Annotated in this window: 18 protein-coding genes and 1 riboswitch; of the genes, 12 read left to right on the top strand and 6 right to left on the bottom strand. The window is 62.1% G+C overall.

Annotation, left to right across the window (positions count from 1 at the left end):
• Positions 1-15: 15 nt before the first annotated feature.
• Positions 16-1431, bottom strand: coding sequence for an amino acid permease (locus AC0ZZU_RS17825; RefSeq protein ID WP_476342461.1), 1416 nt, complete (start codon positions 1429-1431; stop codon positions 16-18).
• A gap of 462 nt (positions 1432-1893) precedes the next feature.
• On the opposite strand from AC0ZZU_RS17825, the gene AC0ZZU_RS17820 reads away from it, so the two are divergent.
• From AC0ZZU_RS17820 to AC0ZZU_RS17810, 3 genes are all read left to right on the top strand, one after another.
• Positions 1894-3318, top strand: a complete 1425-nt coding sequence (locus AC0ZZU_RS17820; protein WP_476342460.1) for an aminotransferase-like domain-containing protein — start codon at positions 1894-1896, stop codon at positions 3316-3318.
• Positions 3319-3403: 85 nt separating this feature from the next.
• Complete coding sequence (locus AC0ZZU_RS17815) at positions 3404-4162, top strand: response regulator (RefSeq protein WP_476342459.1); 759 nt, start codon at positions 3404-3406, stop codon at positions 4160-4162.
• A 25-nt stretch (positions 4163-4187) separates the two neighbouring features.
• On the top strand, positions 4188-5525 hold the full coding sequence (locus tag AC0ZZU_RS17810) for an ATP-binding protein (RefSeq protein ID WP_476342587.1): 1338 nt from the start codon (positions 4188-4190) through the stop codon (positions 5523-5525).
• Between the two features lie 10 nt (positions 5526-5535).
• Here the strand turns inward: AC0ZZU_RS17810 and AC0ZZU_RS17805 are convergent, their stop codons facing one another.
• Complete coding sequence (locus AC0ZZU_RS17805; protein ID WP_476342458.1) at positions 5536-7497, bottom strand: TonB-dependent receptor domain-containing protein; 1962 nt, start codon at positions 7495-7497, stop codon at positions 5536-5538.
• Between the two features lie 610 nt (positions 7498-8107).
• Between AC0ZZU_RS17805 and AC0ZZU_RS17800 the strand changes: the two genes are divergently transcribed.
• The 7 genes from AC0ZZU_RS17800 to AC0ZZU_RS17770 all read left to right on the top strand — a co-directional run bounded on the left by AC0ZZU_RS17800 (position 8108) and on the right by AC0ZZU_RS17770 (position 14723).
• Positions 8108-8887 (top strand): transporter substrate-binding domain-containing protein, encoded by a 780-nt coding sequence (locus AC0ZZU_RS17800; protein ID WP_476342457.1) that lies wholly within the window; start codon positions 8108-8110, stop codon positions 8885-8887.
• Between the two features lie 51 nt (positions 8888-8938).
• Positions 8939-9685 carry an amino acid ABC transporter permease gene (locus tag AC0ZZU_RS17795; RefSeq protein ID WP_476342456.1) on the top strand — a complete coding sequence of 249 codons (747 nt, stop codon included), beginning with the start codon at positions 8939-8941 and terminating at the stop codon, positions 9683-9685.
• Between the two features lie 38 nt (positions 9686-9723).
• A complete protein-coding gene (locus AC0ZZU_RS17790) occupies positions 9724-10500 on the top strand; it encodes an amino acid ABC transporter permease (RefSeq protein ID WP_476342455.1) in 777 nt (258 codons plus the stop codon).
• A 25-nt stretch (positions 10501-10525) separates the two neighbouring features.
• Positions 10526-11266 carry an amino acid ABC transporter ATP-binding protein gene (locus tag AC0ZZU_RS17785; protein WP_476342454.1) on the top strand — a complete coding sequence of 247 codons (741 nt, stop codon included), beginning with the start codon at positions 10526-10528 and terminating at the stop codon, positions 11264-11266.
• A 78-nt stretch (positions 11267-11344) separates the two neighbouring features.
• On the top strand, positions 11345-13396 hold the full coding sequence (locus tag AC0ZZU_RS17780) for an oxidoreductase (protein WP_476342453.1): 2052 nt from the start codon (positions 11345-11347) through the stop codon (positions 13394-13396).
• Positions 13397-13501: 105 nt separating this feature from the next.
• Positions 13502-14404, top strand: a complete 903-nt coding sequence (locus AC0ZZU_RS17775; RefSeq protein ID WP_476342452.1) for a LysR substrate-binding domain-containing protein — start codon at positions 13502-13504, stop codon at positions 14402-14404.
• Between the two features lie 64 nt (positions 14405-14468).
• Entirely contained in the window at positions 14469-14723 is a 255-nt protein-coding gene (locus AC0ZZU_RS17770; protein ID WP_476342451.1) for a hypothetical protein, read from the top strand.
• A gap of 404 nt (positions 14724-15127) precedes the next feature.
• Here the strand turns inward: AC0ZZU_RS17770 and tenA are convergent, their stop codons facing one another.
• From tenA to AC0ZZU_RS17755, 3 genes are all read right to left on the bottom strand, one after another.
• Positions 15128-15784, bottom strand: coding sequence for a thiaminase II (gene tenA / locus AC0ZZU_RS17765; protein WP_476342450.1), 657 nt, complete (start codon positions 15782-15784; stop codon positions 15128-15130).
• A gap of 3 nt (positions 15785-15787) precedes the next feature.
• On the bottom strand, positions 15788-16435 hold the full coding sequence (locus AC0ZZU_RS17760; protein WP_476342449.1) for a TenA family protein: 648 nt from the start codon (positions 16433-16435) through the stop codon (positions 15788-15790).
• A 79-nt stretch (positions 16436-16514) separates the two neighbouring features.
• Positions 16515-16630: riboswitch (TPP riboswitch) on the bottom strand.
• 92 nt (positions 16631-16722) lie between these two features.
• Positions 16723-17769, bottom strand: a complete 1047-nt coding sequence (locus tag AC0ZZU_RS17755) for a class I SAM-dependent methyltransferase (protein ID WP_476342448.1) — start codon at positions 17767-17769, stop codon at positions 16723-16725.
• 192 nt (positions 17770-17961) lie between these two features.
• Here AC0ZZU_RS17755 and AC0ZZU_RS17750 point away from each other — a divergent pair, with 192 nt between their 5' ends.
• Together AC0ZZU_RS17750 and AC0ZZU_RS17745 are read left to right on the top strand one after the other, a co-directional pair.
• Entirely contained in the window at positions 17962-18222 is a 261-nt protein-coding gene (locus tag AC0ZZU_RS17750) for a hypothetical protein (RefSeq protein ID WP_476342447.1), read from the top strand.
• Positions 18219-18656: a DUF1810 domain-containing protein gene (locus tag AC0ZZU_RS17745; protein WP_476342446.1), complete on the top strand. Its 438-nt coding sequence runs from the start codon at positions 18219-18221 to the stop codon at positions 18654-18656. The genes AC0ZZU_RS17750 and AC0ZZU_RS17745 overlap by 4 nt, the downstream gene beginning before the upstream one ends.
• A 15-nt stretch (positions 18657-18671) precedes the next feature.
• On the opposite strand, the gene AC0ZZU_RS17740 is transcribed toward AC0ZZU_RS17745, so the two are convergent.
• On the bottom strand, positions 18672-19079 hold the full coding sequence (locus AC0ZZU_RS17740; protein ID WP_476342445.1) for a heme-binding protein: 408 nt from the start codon (positions 19077-19079) through the stop codon (positions 18672-18674).
• Between the last annotated feature and the right edge of the window lie 17 nt (positions 19080-19096).

The following is a 19096-nucleotide window of genomic DNA, read 5'->3' as shown; positions in this document are numbered from 1 at the left end:
GGCCGGTGGCACCGGTCAGGCCAGGCGCTTGGCGCTGCGGTACTGGTGAATCACTCCCATCAGCACGACCAACAGGGCGGCAATGCCGGTGGAAACCACCAGAATCTGGTAGTCAGGCATGAACGCCATTACCACCAGGCAGCTTACGATGAACGCGATCACCAGGTAGGTCAGCCATGGGAACAGCCACATCTTCAGGCGGATCTCCTTGCCCTCGGCCAGCAGCTTGCGGCGCATGCGCAACTGCGAGAAGGCAATGACCAGGTACACCAGCAGCGCGATCATGCCGGTGGTGTTCATCAGCGTATCGAGTACGTCCTTGGGACGCAGCTCTTCGCTGAAGTTGATCAAGGCACAGACCACCGCCACGGCGCATGAGCCGATGATCGCGAAAACCGGTACACCGGTGCCGGTGCGGGTGATCTTGAAGAACGACGGCGCATCGCCACGCTGGGCCAGGGAGAACAGCATCCGCGAGGCCGTGTAGTGACCCGAGATCAGGCAACTGCTCACCGAGGTCAGCACCACGAAGTTCATCAGCAGTTCGGCATACGGCACGCCCAGCAGTTCAAGGGTACGGCGATAGGCGCCATAGCCGGAGACGCCCAGATGCGGGTCGTTCCACGGCACCAGGCAGACGATCAGGAAGATCGAACCGACGTAGAACAGGCACACACGCCACACCACCGAGTTGGTGGCCTTGACGATCTGGCCGGCCGGGTCCTTGGACTCGGAGGCGGCGATGGTCACGATCTCGGCGCCCAGGAAGGCGAACATCACCCCGAGCAGCGCGCCGATCACCGTGGTGATGCCATTGGGCATGAAGCCCTCTGCCGTCAGGTGGGTGATGCCGCGCACCTCGCCGAACTGCCAGATGTTGAGCACCGCCGAGCCGCAGACGATCAGGAAGCAGACGATCGCGATCACCTTGATCAAGGCGAACCAGAACTCGAACTCACCGTAGTGCTTTACGTTGAAGAAGTTGACGGTGATCAGCAGCAGGGTCGTGGCCAGCACGAAGACATTGACGCTCACCCCCGGGAAGAAGCCGTGCAGGATCTTGCCCGCCACATAGGCTTCCCAGGCCATCAGGATGACCCAGTACCACCAGTACAGCCAACCGATGGTGAAGCCTGCCCAGCGGCCGATGGCGCGGTCAGCGTAGGTGGAGAACGAACCGGTGTCAGGCGAGGACGTGGCCATTTCCCCAAGCATGCGCATGATCAGTACCACCAGGATGCCGCCCGCGAGATACGCCAGCACTGCCGCAGGGCCGGCGCTGTGGATCACGCTGCCGGAGCCGACGAAGAGTGCGCCGCCGATGACCCCGGCGATCGACATCATCGTCAGGTGGCGCGGCTTGAGCGAAGCATTCAGCTTGCTCTCCGACGCACCCTTGGCGCTGGATGTGGTTGTGGATGTTGCGTCCATCAGTAGTCTACCCCGTGTTTCTTTTTATCCAAGGAAACTCGCGAAACCGCGCAAATGGCGGTTTCACCCATTCATCAGTGCTGTGTGAGCAGGATGGCGTGCACGACCGCGCGCCCAGGCCTTCCGTGGCGGCAAGCCTGCTACGCGGCCGAAGCGAAGACCTCGGGCCGACTGAACGGTGCAATGGCAGGACGGGAAACGTTCGTGTCAGAGCGGCCCGTCGTGTCGAAAGAAGTGAAGGGGAACAGCCCCATCGGTAAAGCAGCGGTTGCATTGTGATTGTTCATGACGCTATGTCGTGCTTTATCTGGCGATATCTGGCACCTAATGTAAAAATGTATGACCCATAGAGCCATGCACAGCGCAGTGAAATCTGAGCTGCACTGTACAGGCCGCCAATGCAATACACCCGCGTTTACCTGCAGGCGCTTGGCGTTACGCAACCCTGAAGGCAACTCACTGATGCTCGAACTACGCCCAGATTCCTCGACCCCGCTGGTCAACCAGATCATCGACGGGTTGCGTGAACTGATCGACAACCAGACCCTCAAGCCCGGTGCCAAGGTCCCTTCCATCCGGGCATTCGCCGCGACCTATTCGGTGAGCACCTTCACCGTGGTGGAGGCCTACGACCGCCTGGTGGCCCAGGGTCTTCTGGTCAGCCGTGGCAATGCAGGGTTCTTCGTCAACCGGGCGGCAGGCGAAGTCCGTGAAAGCCAGAATCTGACAGCAGGCCCTGCCCGGCCGACGTTCAATTCCGAATGGTACCTGCAGCAGATCTTCGAAACCCGTCAGCTTGCGTACAAGCCGGGATGTGGCTGGCTGCCGAACGCCTGGATGTACGAGGATGGCCTGCGCCGCGGCCTGCGCCAAGTGGCCGGCAGCCCCATGGAGCTGACTGGCTATGGCGACCCCATGGGTCTGCCGGAGCTGCGCACCCTGACCGCGCAAAACCTGCAGCAGGAGCTGAGCATCGTCGCCAACCCGGCGCAGCTGCTGCTCACCCACGGAGCCAGCCAGGCGCTGGACCTGGCGGTTCGCACCTTGGTTCGCCCCGGTGACGTGGTACTGGTGGACGATCCCGGCTACCCGAACCTGATGAGTATCCTGCGCTTTCAGGGCGCGACCCTGATTGGGGTGCCGCGCACCCCGACCGGCTACGACCTCGATCAGCTTGAGCGGCTGCTGGCGCAACACCGGCCGACGGTGTTCTTCACCCAGCCGCACCTGCACAGTCCGACCTGCTCGCGCACCCCGCTGGCGCAGCTGCACCGCCTGTTGCAGTTGGCCAACCAGCATGGATTCCGGCTGGTGGAGAACAACTTGTACGCCGACATGATCAGCGAACCGCAGCCCTGCCTGACCAGCCTCGATCACCTGCGGCAAGTGGTCTATGTAGGCAGTTACTCGAAAAGCATCTCGCCCAATGTGCGGGTTGGCTACCTGCTGGCCAATCCCGACCTCATGCAGCAACTGCTTCGCCTCAAGATGCGCTCCGGGCTGACCACCTCGCAGGTCATGGAGCGCGTGGTGTATGCCGCGATCATCGACGGACGCTGGCGCAAGCACCTCAAGCGTCTGCGCCAGCGCCTGGCCGAAGCCCACCAGGAAGTCGGCCGGCAGCTGCACCGGCTGGGCTTCGAGCTGTTCGTCGAATCGGACGAAGGCATGTACATCTGGACCCGCCACCCCGCCATCCCCGACAGCGCTGCCTTGCTCGACGATGCGCTTGAGCAAGGCATCATGCTCGGCCCCGGCCAGCTGTTCATGGTCGATGCCCGGGCCACTGGGTGGATGCGGTTCAACGTGGCGTTCAGTACGGATCCTGTGATGTGGGAGGTGTTGGAGAAGCTGCTGGTCAAGCACGTGCGGCACGCTGCGCTGTAAAACAGTGGGGGTAGGCCGAAAAGATACAAATGATAATGACTCGTAGTAATATCCCCCGCCTTTTCTCCTCCAACCCAGACCGTCCATGCCCCTGAGCCCTCCCCCGTCCTCCCCCCGCGTGCTGGTGGTCGATGATCACCGCAAGATCCGCGAGCCGCTGGCCACGTACCTGCGCCGCCACGGCTTCGAGGTCCGCACCGCCGAGGATGCCGGGGGCATGTGGCAACTTGTCAGGCAGCAGACCTTCGACGTGGTGGTGCTGGATGTCATGCTGCCCGACGGCGATGGCTTCGAGCTGTGCCGGCAATTGCACCACCGTTGCCAACTGCCGGTCATCCTGCTGACCGCGCGCGACGCCACCGCCGACCGGATACGGGGCCTGGACCTGGGGGCGGACGACTACCTCACCAAGCCTTTCGAGCCTCGCGAACTGGTGGCTCGCCTGCACAGCGTGCTGCGCCGGCACGGCGCAACCCAGGCGCGCCTGCAGGCCAGCCACGACACCGTTCCAACCCCGCAAGCTCCAGGCCGCTACCTGTTCGCTGGATGGCGGTATTGCGCCGGCAGCGCCACCTTGAGTCGCAACGATGCCGAATCGATCCGCTTGAGCACTGCGGAAGCCAAGCTGCTGCAGGTGCTGCTGGAACATCCCCACAGCACGCTGAGCCGCCAGCGACTGGTCGACCTCACCGCCGCCCACGACAGCGACATCAGCGAGCGCGCCATCGACCGCCAGGTCAGCCGCCTGCGACGCAAGCTCTGGATCGACGCCCAGGCCCCGGAGCTGCTGCGTACCCAGTGGGGCAGTGGCTACGTGCTGGCGGCCGACGTCTACCATGAGTAGGCTGCGCAGGCTCTGGCCACAACGTCTGCTGCACCAGTTGAGTCTCCTGCTGTGCCTGGCACTGCTGGCCTCTCACCTCATCGGCATGCTGCTGTTGCACCGCCACGGCAGCCTGCTGCATCCGCTGTCGCGCAATGCCAGCCTCGAACGACTGGCCACCGCCTTCTACACAGCCCGCGACCTGGAAGCTGGCCAGGCCAAGGTATTACTGGCGCACATGGGCAATCGCGAAACCCATTTCTGGATCGACACCGGGCCCGAGGTCGAGCCATTCATGCCGCGCGCCGAGGAGCGCCGCCTGGCCAGCGACTTGCGGGCACGGCTGGGGCTGCCCGCCGATACCGTGATTGCCCTGCAACTGGAAAGGGTCAGCGGTGTGGATGCCCGCAGCCACTTGCTCAGCCCTGCCGGCTGGGCGCCGTTACGCCTGCGCAGCAGCCTGGACCTGGGCGATGGCCGCTATCTGAATGCCGTACAGCACCCCAGCGGTGCCTATCAATGGAACAGCGTCCTGGCTTTCAGCCTGCCGATGACCACACTGCCGGTGCTGCTGGTGGTGATGTTCTGCATCAGCCGGGTGGTCCGCCCGGTCAAGTCCCTGGCCCAGGCCAGTGAAAAGCTCAGCCGCGGGGAGTGGATCGCCCCGCTGCCGCTGGACGGCCCTCAGGAAGCGCGCGAGCTTACCCACGCGTTCAATACCATGCAGGCCAACCTCGCCCGTCACGTCGAGGGCCGTACGCGCCTGCTCGCCGCAATCAGTCACGACCTCAACACTCCGCTCACCGAGCTGCGCCTGCAGGTAGAACTGCTCGACCTGGGACCTGTGCGCGACGATATGCTCGAAAGCCTCGATGAACTGACGGCGATGGTCCGCGAGACCCTTGATTTTGTCCGCGGCGACGCTATACAGGAGCCCACCCGGCGCATCGCCCTCGACGGCCTCCTCGATGACCTGGCGCGGCGCTATCGCCTGCTTCAGCAGCCCCTGGAGTGGGCCGGCACCCCTGGAGTGATGCTCAGTTGCCGACCTTTGGCGCTCAAGCGCGCCCTGACCAATCTGATCGATAACGCCCTGGCCCACGGCGGCGCCACCCGGTTGAGCGTGTTCGAGAATGCAGGCCAGGTGCGCCTGGAGATCCTCGATCAGGGTGCGGGGTTGCCGGAGGCATGGTTGAGCAAGGTGTTCGAGCCCTTCGTGCAGCTGGGCCGTGGAGGAATCGATGCCCGCCAGGGCGGCGGTCTCGGGCTGGGGCTGGCAATCGCCAGGGCCTGTATCCAGGCCCATGGCGGCGAGCTGGTTCTGGAGAACCGCCCGCCAGCGGGATTGTGCGCGGTGGTGCGCCTGCCCACTGCACCCGCCTGACATTGATGCTTCAGAAGTTGTAGGTCGCACCCATCCACAGCGTGCGGCCGTAGTTCACCGTGCCGTAGGTCTCGTCGTCCAGGCGTTTGTCGGTGAGGTTGTTGAGCGAGGCGTTGAGTGTCAGGTCATTGGTAATGTCGAACGAGCCGCCAATGTCCGCCGTGGTGTAGCCGGGTGCGGCTTCGGCCGTGAGGGTGTTGCCGGTTTCTTCGCCGTAGTAGCTGATGGATGCCCAGGCCTGTGCGCGGTCGTTGACCCTCCATTCGCCGCGCAGGTTGGCTTTCTGCTTGGGCGTCAGGGCCAGTGGAGCACCGGCGTTGGCACCGGATTTCTGCTCAGAATCGGTGTAGGTGTAGTTGGCCCGCAGCAGTACATCGTCGTTGATATCCCACTGCCCGGTCAGCTCCGCTCCGCGGATTACCGCCTTGTCGACGTTGACCCGGTCCATGACGATGTAGCCATTCCAGAGGCGGTCAGTGGTCACGGTGGACAGCTTGTCCTGGAAGTCGTTGTAGAACACGGTGACGCCCGCCGACAGGTCATCGCGGTTGGACCACAGCGCCGACGCCTCGTAGTTGGTGCTGGTTTCAGGCTTGAGGTCCGGATTGCCCAGCATCACGAAGCGGTTGCGGCGCAGGTAGGCATAGCCCTCCACCACGGCACGCAGCTCTGGCGTCTTGAAGCCGCGAGCCACGCCGCCCTTGAAGGTCCACTGGTCGGTGGCGCGCCAGACCCCGTACAGCCGCGGGCTGATGTGGTTGCCGTATTCCTCGTGGTTGTCCAGGCGGATGCCGCCGGTCAGGGCGAAACTGTCGGTGACCGACCACTCGTTCTCGGCGAACAGCGCTTTTTGCGTCACCGAGAACTCGTAGTCCACCTTGTCGCCCAGGCCCTGGTTCCAGTCGGTGATCTGGTTTTCCTGCCACTGCAGGCCGACCGTGCTGACATTGTGCGCGGTGGGCACTACCAGCTTGGCATCCAGCACGCGGTTGCGGATCTCGGGTTTGCGCCCGTAGATGTCGGTCTGGTCCGGCGTGGCCTTGCCTTCCCGGCTGGTGGTTTCCTGGTACAGCGCCACGTCGGAAGTGGCCCAGCCCCAGCGGCCCTGGTGCGACAGCGAAAAGTGATCGCGATTGTTTTCCTGCTCGCGGGTAGACCAGTTGGCGCTCAGGCCGTCGCCGTTCTTCAGGCGGGTGGCACCGGCTTCCAGGAGAATGTCGTGATCGATGGTCGGGGTGAACGACAGCCGCGCCGTCAGGTCACGGTGGTCGGCCTTGCTGTGGCCATTGTTGAGTTCCAGGTCATCGTCGGCCTGGCGGTTGAGGAACCGGCCCCACACCTGCAGGCCAAGCAGGTCTTCGCGCAGCGGCCCATTCAGATAAAAGGTGGTCTGCCCCGCATTGCCCTCTGCGCTGTGCTGGCGCAGGGAGTAGTCATAGCCGATCGATCCGCCCCACTCCGGCGAGACCTTGCGAGTGATCACATTGATCACCCCGCCGATCGCATCCGAGCCGTACAGCGAAGACATAGGGCCGCGCACCACCTCGATACGTTCGATGGCAGCGGCCGGCGGCACGAAGCTCTGCTCGTAGCCCGAGTTGCCATTGACCCGCGACTCGCGCGCACTCTGGCGCTTGCCGTCGACCAGTATCAGCGTGTAGTCGCCCGGCATGCCACGAATGGAGATGTCCTGCTCGTTGGCACCCCCGTTGACCGTCACCCCCTCCACATCACGCACCGCATCGCCCAGATCGCGATACGACTTGCGCCGCAATTCCTCGCCCTCGATCACCGTGATGGACGCCGGCGCATCTTCGACCCGCTGCTCGAAGCCTGCGGCGGTCACGACCATTTCTTCAAGCGTGAGCGGCACCGGCGGAACGGTTTCAGTGAGCGTCTGCGCCTGCGCGGCGCCGGCCAGCAAGGCGGCCAGGGTGGATGAACAGCGGAGGATGCGGCGTGGAGCGGGCATGCGGGTGATCCTGTGGATTCGATGTAAAAGCGAATCCTAATCAGGTGCATTGCAGGAAATGGGACAAAGTGTGACAGGCCAAGCCGCGTTGTGAATCCGCAGGCGCCTGGCGTTACGCAACCCTAGCCCCCCACTCTCAATGGTCCTCCAACAGGGACATAGCAAACGGGCTGTCGGCCGCAAACATGACGATCTCGTCTTCGCCATAGCCAAAGCCTCTTCCTTGAGGTTGAGGGTGTAGTCATGAATGCGGCGACCCGCACGGCGAAAGTTCGGTATCCGAGTGGCTGATCAAGCGACGGCACCACTGTTACATTAAATACCTTACATGATAATCATTCCACCAAAAGTCCGTTATGCAGAGAACGCATACCGAACTTCATACTTCTGATTTTACGTAAAAGAGCATCTCTGAGAGTATCGAGAGCACGTCAAGGGACGATACATAAGAATAAGTACGCCGCCCGACAGCTCGACTACCGTTGTGCCTATTCTATGTCTGCCCAAGATCTGTGCTCACCGCCTGAGAGGAATAGACTGTATGAAATGTAGTCAAACTGCATCGGTCCCGGTCGCAATCGCATTGCTTGCAACGCTCGCATCTCCCCTCTTGTCACTGAATGCCCAGGCAGCAGAAGACCGCCTTGCCGATATTGTCGAGCGCGGCGTCCTGAGGGTTGGAGTCCAGGGCTCGTTCAAGCCCTGGTCCTATCCGGCTACCGACGGCTCGATGCAAGGCATCGAGGTGGATCTGGCCAAGGACGTGGCCGACCACCTGGGCGTCAAGCTCGAGCCGGTGGTCGTGACATCGGCCAACCGCATGCACTTCCTCGAGCAAGGTAAGGTCGACCTGCTCCTGGCGGGGATGTACGACACGCCGGAGCGCCGCAAGGTGGTGGGCATCATCGAACCCGCCTACTGGACCTCCGGCCCCACCATGATGGCCAGGCAAGGTGTGATCAAGGACTGGAAGGACATTGCCGGCAAGCCGGTTTGCGCCAAGCAGGGCGTGGTCTACAACAAGAAAGTGGAGCAGCAGTACAAGACCAGGATCGTCGCGTTCACAGGCAACCCCGAAGGCAAGGAGGCGCTGCGCTCGGGCAAGTGCGTGGCTTGGCTCTACGACGACGTGGGCATCCAGGCCGACCTGAAGCTGCCAGAGTGGGCGGGCTATGAAATGCCCGTTGACGTGCTTTACAACAATCCCTGGGGCGCCGCGGTCGCTCTCCAGGACCTGGACAAGCCCTGGGGCGTGTTCATGTCCGGCATGGCCTATCGCTGGCATACAAGCGGCAAGCTGATGGCGCTTGAAAAGACCTATGAGCTCAAGCCAGCCGCCTGGTTCGCGCAACAGCATGAAAAACATCTCCAGGACAACCCTGAACAATAGCTCGTCGATTGGAAAACATTGATTCCCGTTGCCTGAGTTGTCGGAGGGGATATGGTTGAAGCTATTGCAGAGTTCTTTCGAGACTTGTACGAAAAGACCGGGCTGAATTTCAACGTGTTCTATGATGCGTACGAGTTCGACCGATTCCTTTCCGGAGCCCTTACTTCACTTCAACTGATGTTCTGCGTGATCGTTATTTCCGTGATGATCGGTCTGGGCGGGGCTACCCTGCAACGGTCGAGGATCGCGGTTGTCAGGATAGCGGTCGAGGCCTATGTCCAGGTCTTTCGAAACACGCCGCCGATGGTGCAGTTGCTGTTCTTCTATTTTGGGCTGGGCAGTCTTACGCCACAGGTCGACATGGGCGGATACAGCCAACCGTTGGTGTCTTCGTTCGCCTGGGCAGTCATTGCGCTCGGTGCATTCGGCGGTGCCTACAATATCGAGATCTTCAGGGCCGGCATCGAGGCCGTGCCCAGGTCGACGCTCGAGGCGTGCGAAAGCCTGAGCTTCAGTCGCTGGCAGATCAACCGCCATGTGTTGTTGCCATTGGCGCTCAGGACATCCTTCCCTTCCCTGGTCTCCAACATCATCAGCCTGGCAAAGACCACGTCGCTCGCCTATGTCATTTCCGTGCCTGAAATGACCTATGTGCTGAATCAAGTCTGGTCCGACAACGTCAATGTGCCGGAGATGATCATCGTTCTGTTTGTCTTCTACATCGCAGTCATCGCGATTATCGCAAGAGTGGCTGCGCGGGTTGAGAAGAAACTCAAGGTGCCGGGGTTCGGACAATGACAGAAGAACGAGTCCAGGAAGGCGCAAAGCGATTCGAATTGCGCCTGGCGAGCGTGAAGTGGTACCACGCGGCCGCCTTGCTAGTGGTCGCTGTGGTCGCGTATGGGGTACTGAAGGCAGGAACTTCCGCTCAAGACAGCGCCATCCTGGTCCTGTGGAAATGGACGCCCTACATCCTCCAGGGCTATGGGCTGAACCTGCTGATGAGCTTTGCTGCCATGGCCCTCGCCACGTTGCTGGGAGTTCCCCTGGGGGTGGCTCAGACCAGTCGTTTCTACCTGGTCAGGAAGTGCGCCTCGGGGCTTACCAATTTGTTCAGGAACACGCCCTGGCTGGTCTTCCTGTTTGCGGTCATGTATCTGCTGCCGATGCAGGTCGACATCGGTACCGGGACGGTGTATCTGCCCGACTGGCTCAAGGCGACCTTCGCCTTCACGTTGCCGGTCATGGGGAACCTGAGCGAAGTGGTGAGAGGCGCCATCGCCTCGATCCCCAGCGGCCAGTGGGAATCCGCCAACAGCCTGGGGCTGAGCCGCTACCAGACGATGACGCATGTGATCCTGCCTCAATGCATCAAGCGCGCACTGCCTTCATGGATGAACTGGTATTCACTGCTGGCGCTCGCGACGCCCATGGCGGCGATCATCGGCGTGCGTGAAGCCGTCGGCAGCGCGCAGGCGGCCATGGAAGCCGCTGGTGGGCGCCCGGACTTCCTGATTCCCTTCTATCTCTTCTTGCTGGCGCTCTTTTTCATCTATATCTATCCGATTGCGCTGCTGACTAAAAGACTGGAAAGAAAATACTCGGTGAAATGAGTATCTTCCGGCGAGGATTAAGTTGATGAATGCTTCCAAACCAATCGTTTCGATTCGAGGCGTGAAGAAAGCCTACGGTAGCCTGCAAGTATTGAAAGGGGTTTCACTGGATGTGCGCAAGGGCGAGGTCGTCTGCATCATCGGGCCTTCGGGCTCGGGAAAGTCGACATTGATTCGCTGCATCAATGGCCTGAGCGACATCCAGGAAGGCTCGATCAATGTAGACGGCATCGAGGTCAATGATGCAAGGCTGGATACTGCGCAACTGCGAAGAAAAGTAGGCATCGTCTTCCAGCAGTACAACCTGTTTCCCCACAAGACCGTGCTGGAAAACGTGATGCTCGCTCCGCTGCTGGTGTTGAAGGAACCAGAAGCTTCAGCACGGCAACGTGCGGGTGAGTTGTTGAGGAAGGTCAAGCTCGACGGGAAAGAGCATGCCTATCCTGGCGAGTTGTCCGGAGGACAGCAGCAGCGCGTCGCCATCGCCCGGAGCCTGGCGATGCAACCTGAAGTCATGTTGTTCGACGAAGTCACCGCGGCACTGGACCCCGAGACGGTAAAGGAAGTGCTGGTGACCATCAAGGAACTTGCCGCCGAGGGCATGACCTGCATTCTGGTCACTCATGAAATGGGTTTTGCGCGCGAGGTCGCGGACCATGTCTATTTCACCGATGGTGGATTGATCGTCGAGCACGGCGCGCCAGACCAGATATTCAATGAAGCAAAAGACCCTCGAACACGGCAGTTCCTGAGCCAGGTTCTCTAGTCGTCCAACCCGCTTTGCAGTGCCTCCCGGAACGTTCAAGTTCCAGGTGATACTCCCGGCTGCCAGAAGGAAACGTTCATGGACAACATCATCGCCTCTTCGAAAAAGAATGACCCGCTGCTGCAGCCGCTCAAAATCAAGAACCTGGTGCTCAGGAATAGGATAATGAGTACCAGCCACGCCTGCGGCCTCGAGGAAGGCGGCATGCCCACGACCGCGTACCAGTTGTACCACGCGGAAAAGGCCAAGGGCGGGTTGGCGCTGTCGATGTTTGGAGGGTCCTCGAACATCGATCGCGACTCTCCCAACATCTTTCGGCAACTGAATGTTGGCACCGACGAGATCATTCCTCATTTCCAGGCGTTCTCCAGTCGCCTGCATGCGCAAGGCGCCGCACTGATGTGCCAGATCACTCACCTGGGCCGCAGGGGGGATTCATTTGCCGGCGATCGACTGCCCACCATCGCGCCCTCGGTCATCCGCGAGACGCTCCACCGAAGCATTCCCAAGGAAATGGACGAACACGATATCGCGCGGGTGGTGAAGGCTTATGCCGCCGCAGCGGTGCGGTGCAAGGAAGGCGGACTCGACGGTATCGAGACACTCGCCGGCGGCCATCTGATCGGGCAGTTCTTCTCGCCGTTGACCAACCGGCGGACCGACCGGTTTGGCGGCAGCCTGGACAATCGCTGTCGATTCGCCCTCATGGTGCATGAAGCGATTCGCAAGGCGGTGGGAGATGACTTCATCGTCGGCATCCGCATGAGCGTGGACGAGGGCACACCCGGTGGCCTTGCGCTCGAAGACTGCATCGAGATCGGTGTCAGGCTGCAGAGGGAGGGCGCGGTCGACTTCTTCAACGCCGTGTATGGGGGAATGGACACTATCCGCGGCCTGGTCATGGAGAACATGCCGGGCATGGGCGCGCCCCTTGCGCCCTGGGTCGAAGCCATCGGACAGTTCAAGCAGGCGGTGCAACTGCCGGTGTTCCATGCCGCGCGCCTGGCCGATGTCGCCTCGGCACGCTACGCCGTTTCGCAGGGCAAGATCGATATGGCGGCGATGACCCGCGCGCAGATCGCCGATCCCTACCTGGTCGAGAAGATCATCTCGGGCCGGGAGGAGGAAATCCGCCCATGTATCGGCGCGTCCCATTGCCAGTCCGCGCAGCGGCCGTCCTGCCTGCACAATCCCGTGAGTGGCCGGGAGACCACGCTGTCCCACAAGATCGCCAGGACCCATGGGCCAGCCAAGCGGGTCATCGTCGTGGGTGGAGGCCCGGCGGGGCTCGAGGCCGCCAGGGTCTGTGCGCAGAGGGGCCACGAGGTGACACTGCATGAAGCGGCATCGCAACTGGGCGGGCAAGTCCTGCTGGGGGCGGGGGGCAGCTGGCGCAGGGACCTGATCGGGATCGTCGACTGGCGAGTTGCCGAACTCGACCGGCTGGGTGTCCGGACGCACACCGACTCCTACCTTGAGAGTGCCGACATTGCAGCGCTCGGCGCCGATGTGGTGATCCTGGCTACCGGTGGGCTTCCCAACATCTCGCTGGCTGCCGGCGCCGACCTCTGCCATTCGACATGGGACGTGGTGTCTGGAAACCTCAATCCGCGTCCCCACCAGCGGGTGTTGGTCTTCGACGGTACCGGACGCAATCCTGGGCCGTTGGCCGCAGAGCGTCTTGCAGGGCTGGGTGTGGAAGTGTGCTATCGCTCGATCGATGGCCAGCTTGCCGAGGAAGTCACCTATGCCGAGCGGTACCGGTGGAAAAGGCGCTTCGTGGAGCTGGGCATCTCACCGGAGTTCGAATCCAGGCTGGTTGCGGTGGCTCGGTCGGGTGACCGTCTGGTCGCCACGCTGTGCAACGAGCTGACTGCCCGTGAACAACAGCTCGAAGTCGATGTCGTGGTGGTGGAACAAGGCACCCTTCCCTTCGACGATATCTACCACGAGCTCAGGGCGAGTTCTGCCAATGACGGTGTCATCGACCTCGATGCCTTCGTGGCCGGGCGCGCGCAGCCTCTTTCCGGCGACGATGCCTTTGCGCTGTATCGGATCGGCGATGCTGTCTCCAGCCGTAATATCAACACCGCCATATTGGATGCCTATCGGCTGTGCAGTAACCTGTAGGCGAGCAACGCGCCCGGGAAATCCCTGGGCCAGGGTGCGGCAAACAACGATGATAATGAGCTGTCATGGACTGGCCCGGTCGTGGGCCCATAGGATGCCTGAACGATGAACCTCAATTATTTCGCGGCGTTCAGAGCGGTCATGCTGTCGGGTACGGTCAGTGGCGCGGCCGTGATCCTCGGTCGCAGCCAGCCGGCCGTCAGTCGTCTTCTGGACAAGCTCGAGCACGAGCTTGGCGTTCAACTGTTCGAGCGCAGGAAAGGGTTGGTCACCCCAACCAAACATGCGCATGACCTCATGGCAGACGTGCAGAGGGCCTATCTTTCGCTCGATTCACTACGTCAATCGGCGTTTCGCCTGGGCAAGGGCCAGGACTCCCATATCACAATCGCTTCGATGCCGGCCCTGGGTCTGGATTTCGTGCCGTACGCGATGGCCGAGTTCAACAAAGCCCATCCCACTATCAAGGTCACCCTCAGCGTACAGACCTCTGGCAGGGTCGAGGAATACGCCACGGCACAACAGATCGATTTCGGCTTCGTCGAAATGCCGTACCAGACGGCTGGCCTGAAGATCGAGACATTCAGCACGTCCCCGTACGTCGTGGCCGTTCCTGTCGACCACCCGTTCGCGCTCAAGAGCAGCGTCTCGCTCGAGGACCTGGCACGCACCGACTTCATTTGCTATTCATCCTTCGCGCCGGTACGACAGTTCATCGACCACGTGGCCCGCGAGTCGGAAATCCATCCCAGCTATACCTATGAGACCAATGTATCCGCCTCGGCATTGGCCATGGTGAGGCGCGGACTGGGCGTGGCGATCATCGATCCATTCACTGCCATGCTCAATGGTTCGGCTGACATCAAGTTCCTGCCCCTGGTGCCGTTGATCCCCTTCAAGGTCTCATTGTTGAGGCCGCAGGCACGAACCAGTATTCCCGCGCTCGAGGAACTGATCGAGATCATGTGGGCACTGAAGTCCAGACTGCTACAGGATCTACCGTCCTAGTGGGTCATACCGGTGGTATGCATCACTGACTCATCTTCAATCCCATCATCAGGCAGGTAAAGTCATGGCGTTCATTGCGGTGAATATTCGTGCAACAAAGGTCTACCATGGTTACGACAGCGACAGACACCTGATCATTGTCGACCTTCCCCCTGCGCCATGGGTCAGGAAACTCATCAAGGTCGATCGCATACTGTCTGTGACCAAGGACTACATCTTCATCGAGTGCCCGCATGACACCGTCCAGACCTGGGAATACGAAGGTTCTCTGGCTGACATCATGACCAGGCTCACTGCTGCGGGTGTCGCGGCCGTGTAGCCTGCTCACCTGCCGGTCGCAGGGCCTGCCCGCGATGGCAAGCCAGCTTTCACAGACACGGCGCTGAATCTGCGGTTGCGCTGACCTGTAGGAGCGGCCTTGTGTCGCGAAACGGGGGCGCAGCCCTCGCTGGTACGCAGGTATCTCGGACCGTGCGATTTGAGACGGGTACACGCTTTGCGGTCTTGTATTGCTGTGTTGGTCTTGCAATTTTGGGGCCGCTTCGCGGCCCTCTCGCGCGGTCCGGCGTCCCGGCACGAGGCCGTTCCCACAGATCGGCGCAACCTCAAACTCAGCGCCGTATCCGTGTGGCTTGCCAGCACATGCGGTAGACCGGCCACACGCACCCCGGTAGGTCTTGCGCCGTGCCCAGGGTAACCGCGCAAGCCGTGGCCCAACTCAGCTTACCACCGCCCTTCCAGCCCCATCTGCCAGAAGTCCGCTTCCAGCTTGGAGGCTTGCGCGAAGATCCCTGCGAGCTCGACAAATCGTTGCTCGGTCATGCTGCGCGCCGCCAGTTCGTCCAGGTGCTGGCGCGCTGCGTTGGCCACGCCCTGGTAGCCATTACCGGCGTACTCGCCGATCCATTCGCGATAGGGGTGCTGGGCCAGGTCGACGCCGGCCGACAGGTTGCGGCCGATTTCGGCGTAGCCGATCACGCAGGGGGCCAGCGCGACATGCAGGTCGAGCAGGTCGCCGGCGGCGCCGCAATCGAGGACGAAGCGGGTGTAGGCCACGGTGGCCTGGTGTTCGGGCGCTGCCTCGATATCGGCCTGTGAAAGGTCCCAGCGGGCACACAGGCGCAGGTGCAGGTCGGTCTCGTCGAGAATCGCCGCCAACCCCGCCTGGGCGGCGCGAATATCGGTCGGGCGGCGGCTCTTGTAGGCGGCCAGGGCCCAGGCACGGGCGAACTGGATGAGGAACAGGTAGTCCTGCACCAGATAAGTCCGGAAGGCATCCTCGGCCAGGGTGCCATCACCCATCTGGCGCACGAAAGCATGGTTGACGTAGCTGTCCCATTGCGGCGCGCAGGCGGCCTTGAGGCGGTCGAAGATATCCATGGGTTACGCCTCCCCTTCGTATACGGCGTCGAAGAATGCACGCTCCAGCGCCACGGTGCGCAGGAAGAAATCGGTGGTGACCGCTGCCTCCCTGGGTCCGACGCGGTCCAGCTCGGTACGCAGGAACGCGACGAAATCGCGGAATGCCGGGTTGTCGTGGAGGGTGATCCACTCGGCATGGACGAAGTTCTCCGGCAACGGCTGCGGCGCTTTGACGGCCCAGTCCAGGTAGAGCCATTCGGCCACGTTCAGCACTGCCAGCGCCGCTGCGTACGAGCGGGTCGCCGCGGCTTCGCGCATGATCGACTTGAAGCCTGCGGTGGGGAGCGTGTCCTGCGGCCGCTCACGCTCCGTGGGACTGACGCCCAGCGCTTCGAACGCGCGCAGGAAGTAGGTGTTTTCCTCCCCCGAGATCATCCCGGCAAAGCGTCCCAGCCGCAGACGCGCCTCGAAGGTGTCCGCCGTCGCGATAGCCGCGCCCAGCAGAGTCAGGAAACTGTCGAGGAAGCGATGGTCTTGCACCAGGTAGCGGACCATCACGGTATCCGGCACGCGGCCCTCGAAGAGTTCGTTGACAAAGCGGTGTTCGACCGCCGCTGTCCAGGAGGGCTCGCTCTGGCTGCGCAGGGTTTCGGTGAAGCGTTCGGTCACGGTGCTGTCCTCGGGAGAGTGGCAGCGAGACCGCAGGTATCGGGCATGGAGCGGCCTCGCGATGAGACCGGCAAAGAAGGCAGGTTGGCTATCCCATCCCTTCGCCGGCATGATCCGGATCAGGTTCGAAGGGTCACCGCGCTGCGAAGTGCCAGCGGTTTCTCAGCCCGTTGCAGGGCTCCCCTTGGTAGGCGTCATGTATACAGCAGGTAAAGGGTGGCTGTCATGCAGGGCATGTCCACGAAGCGCCGCCAGGCGGCGCTCGTGCTCCGGATCTCGCGGGGCCGCTATTTGCGGGCCTCCAGTATCAGATTGAAAGGTGTCTCGGCCGCTCGCCGGAAATGGCTGAACCCTGCCTGCGCAAACACATCGCGCAAGCGCGTTTCGCCGGCTTGGGCGCCGAGCCCGAGGCCAACTTCCTGGGACAGGGAGTTGGGCGTGCAGATGAACGTCGATGCTGCGTAGAACAACCTCCCGACTGGGTTGATGTTGTCGTCCAGCGTGTCCTCGGCGTAAGGCTCGACCAGCAACACCGTGCCGTCGGCCTTCAACGACTGATAGGCGTGGCGCGCGGCGCCAACCGGATCACCCATGTCGTGCAGGCAATCGAAGTAGCACACCAGGTCGTAATCGTTGCCGGGATAGTCCTTTGCTGCGCCCTGCTCGAAGCGGACTTGCTCGCTGACCCCGCCCTCTTTCGCCCGCTCGGTGGCGGTGGTAATGGACGGCGCGTGGTAGTCGAAACCGACAAACCGTGAAGCGGGATATGCCTTGGCCATGACGATGGTCGAGGCGCCATGCCCGCAGCCGACGTCGGCGACCTTGGCGCCCGCCTTGAGTTTCTCGACCACGCCCTCCAGAGCAGGCAGCCACTCGGCCACCAGGAAGGTCTTGTAGCCCGGCCGGAAGAAGCGCTCGGTGCCGCTGAACATGCAAGGGTGATGGTCTCCCCAAGCCAGACCGCCGTCGCCGCGCATGGCGGCCACCAGCTTGTCCTTGTCGTGGAACAGCGAGGCAATCACCATCGCGCCGCCGGCGATGTACACCGGCGAGTCTTCAACCGCCAGCGCCAGGGCCTGTTCTTCGGGCAGCACGAAAGTCCCGTCGTGGTGTTCCATGTAACCCGAGGCCGCCTGGGCGCTGAGCCACTCGCGGACCAGGCGTGGGTGACAGCCGGTCTTGGCGGCCAGCGCCTCGGGGGTAATCGGCTGGCTATCGGCCATGGCCTTGTACAGGCCAAGTTCATCACCGAGGATGACGTTGGCCAGGATGGCCGCAGCACCCATGTCGGACACCAGTCTGCCCATGAATTCGTGAAGCTTGGCTTCGTCCATGTCATGCCCTCCTGCACAGGATGAAGGGACACTAAGTTTAGTTCGCGGCACGGCGTGTGATGCGTCAGGCGGACAAACGTCGCGTTTTGCTGTCGAGACCGTTTGTCGAGACGTCTCGTGTTTATGCCAACCGCTGCGCCGGTTCTTGCTCTAAACAGGTGTACTCATCAACAGCGTCTCAAGGAGAGCTCCATGCCTGTGTCCCATGATCTTTACCAGGATCTGCATTACCCCCGCGAAATCGTCCAGCAGCGCCGACAGCAAGACCCCGAGCTCGATCGCCTGCTGGATGAATACGTGGACATCGACAATCAGGTACTGGCGGCGGAATCGATTTCGGCGGGCAATTTCGAGGATGATGACCTGCGCCGGCTGAAAGAGCGCCGCCTGGCGACCAAATACCGGATCGAGCTGCAGCTGGACAAGAGCAACAAGGCTCGGGCCGGTTCATGACCCGCCTGGACCCCTTCGAGCTGCAGCGCTTTGTCGAGGCGCAGGACCCTGTGTTCGACCGGGTGATGCAAGAGCTGCGCAGGGGGTCCAAGCGCAGCCACTGGATGTGGTTCGTGTTTCCGCAGATCCAGGGCCTGGGCCACAGTACGATGGCTGAGCGGTATGCCATTACGGGCGTGGCCGAGGCACGGGCATATCTTCACCATGAGGTGCTGGGGCCCAGGCTTCGGGACTGTGTCGAAGCCCTGCAGCTGCACTCGGACAAGAGCGCGCTACAGATCCTCGGGCATCCGGATGACTTGAAGCTGCGGTCCTCGTTGACGTTGTTTGCGGGGATCGAGCCTGAGGGCTCGGTATTTCACCAGGCCCTCGATTGCTTCTTCGAAGGCAAGCCGGACGAAAGAACTGTCCAGCGAGTGCGCTCGGTGCAATGAATGGACAACGGGTCTTCAGCTGCTGATCAGGGCGCTGGCCCCCGCATGGGCAACCAGTGCGTCCTGGTCCGGCTTGACGCCTGAAACCCCGACGGCCCCCACCACCTGCCCGTCCACCACAACGGGTACCCCACCTTCCAGCGAGGTCAGCAGTGGTGCCGAGAGAAACGCGCTGCGCCCGCCATTGACCATGTCTTCATACCCCTTGGTTTCCCGGCGCCCCAAGGCCGCCGTACGGGCCTTTTCGGTCGCGATGTAGGCGCCGATCGGCGCGCAGCCGTCGAGCCGCTCGAGGGCCAGCGGGTGACCGCCATCATCGACCACGGCAATCGCCACGTTCCATTGATTGGCGTGGGCCTGCGCACGTGCCGCGTGCAGGATCTGCAGGGCATCGCTCAGGCTGAGTACGGCTTTGGTAAACATGGCAAGTCCTCGAAAAA

Source organism: Pseudomonas sp. JE3303 (genome assembly GCF_056312565.1).
Note: the sequence above shows the minus strand (reverse complement) of the source record. Positions and strands in the feature narration are given on the sequence as shown.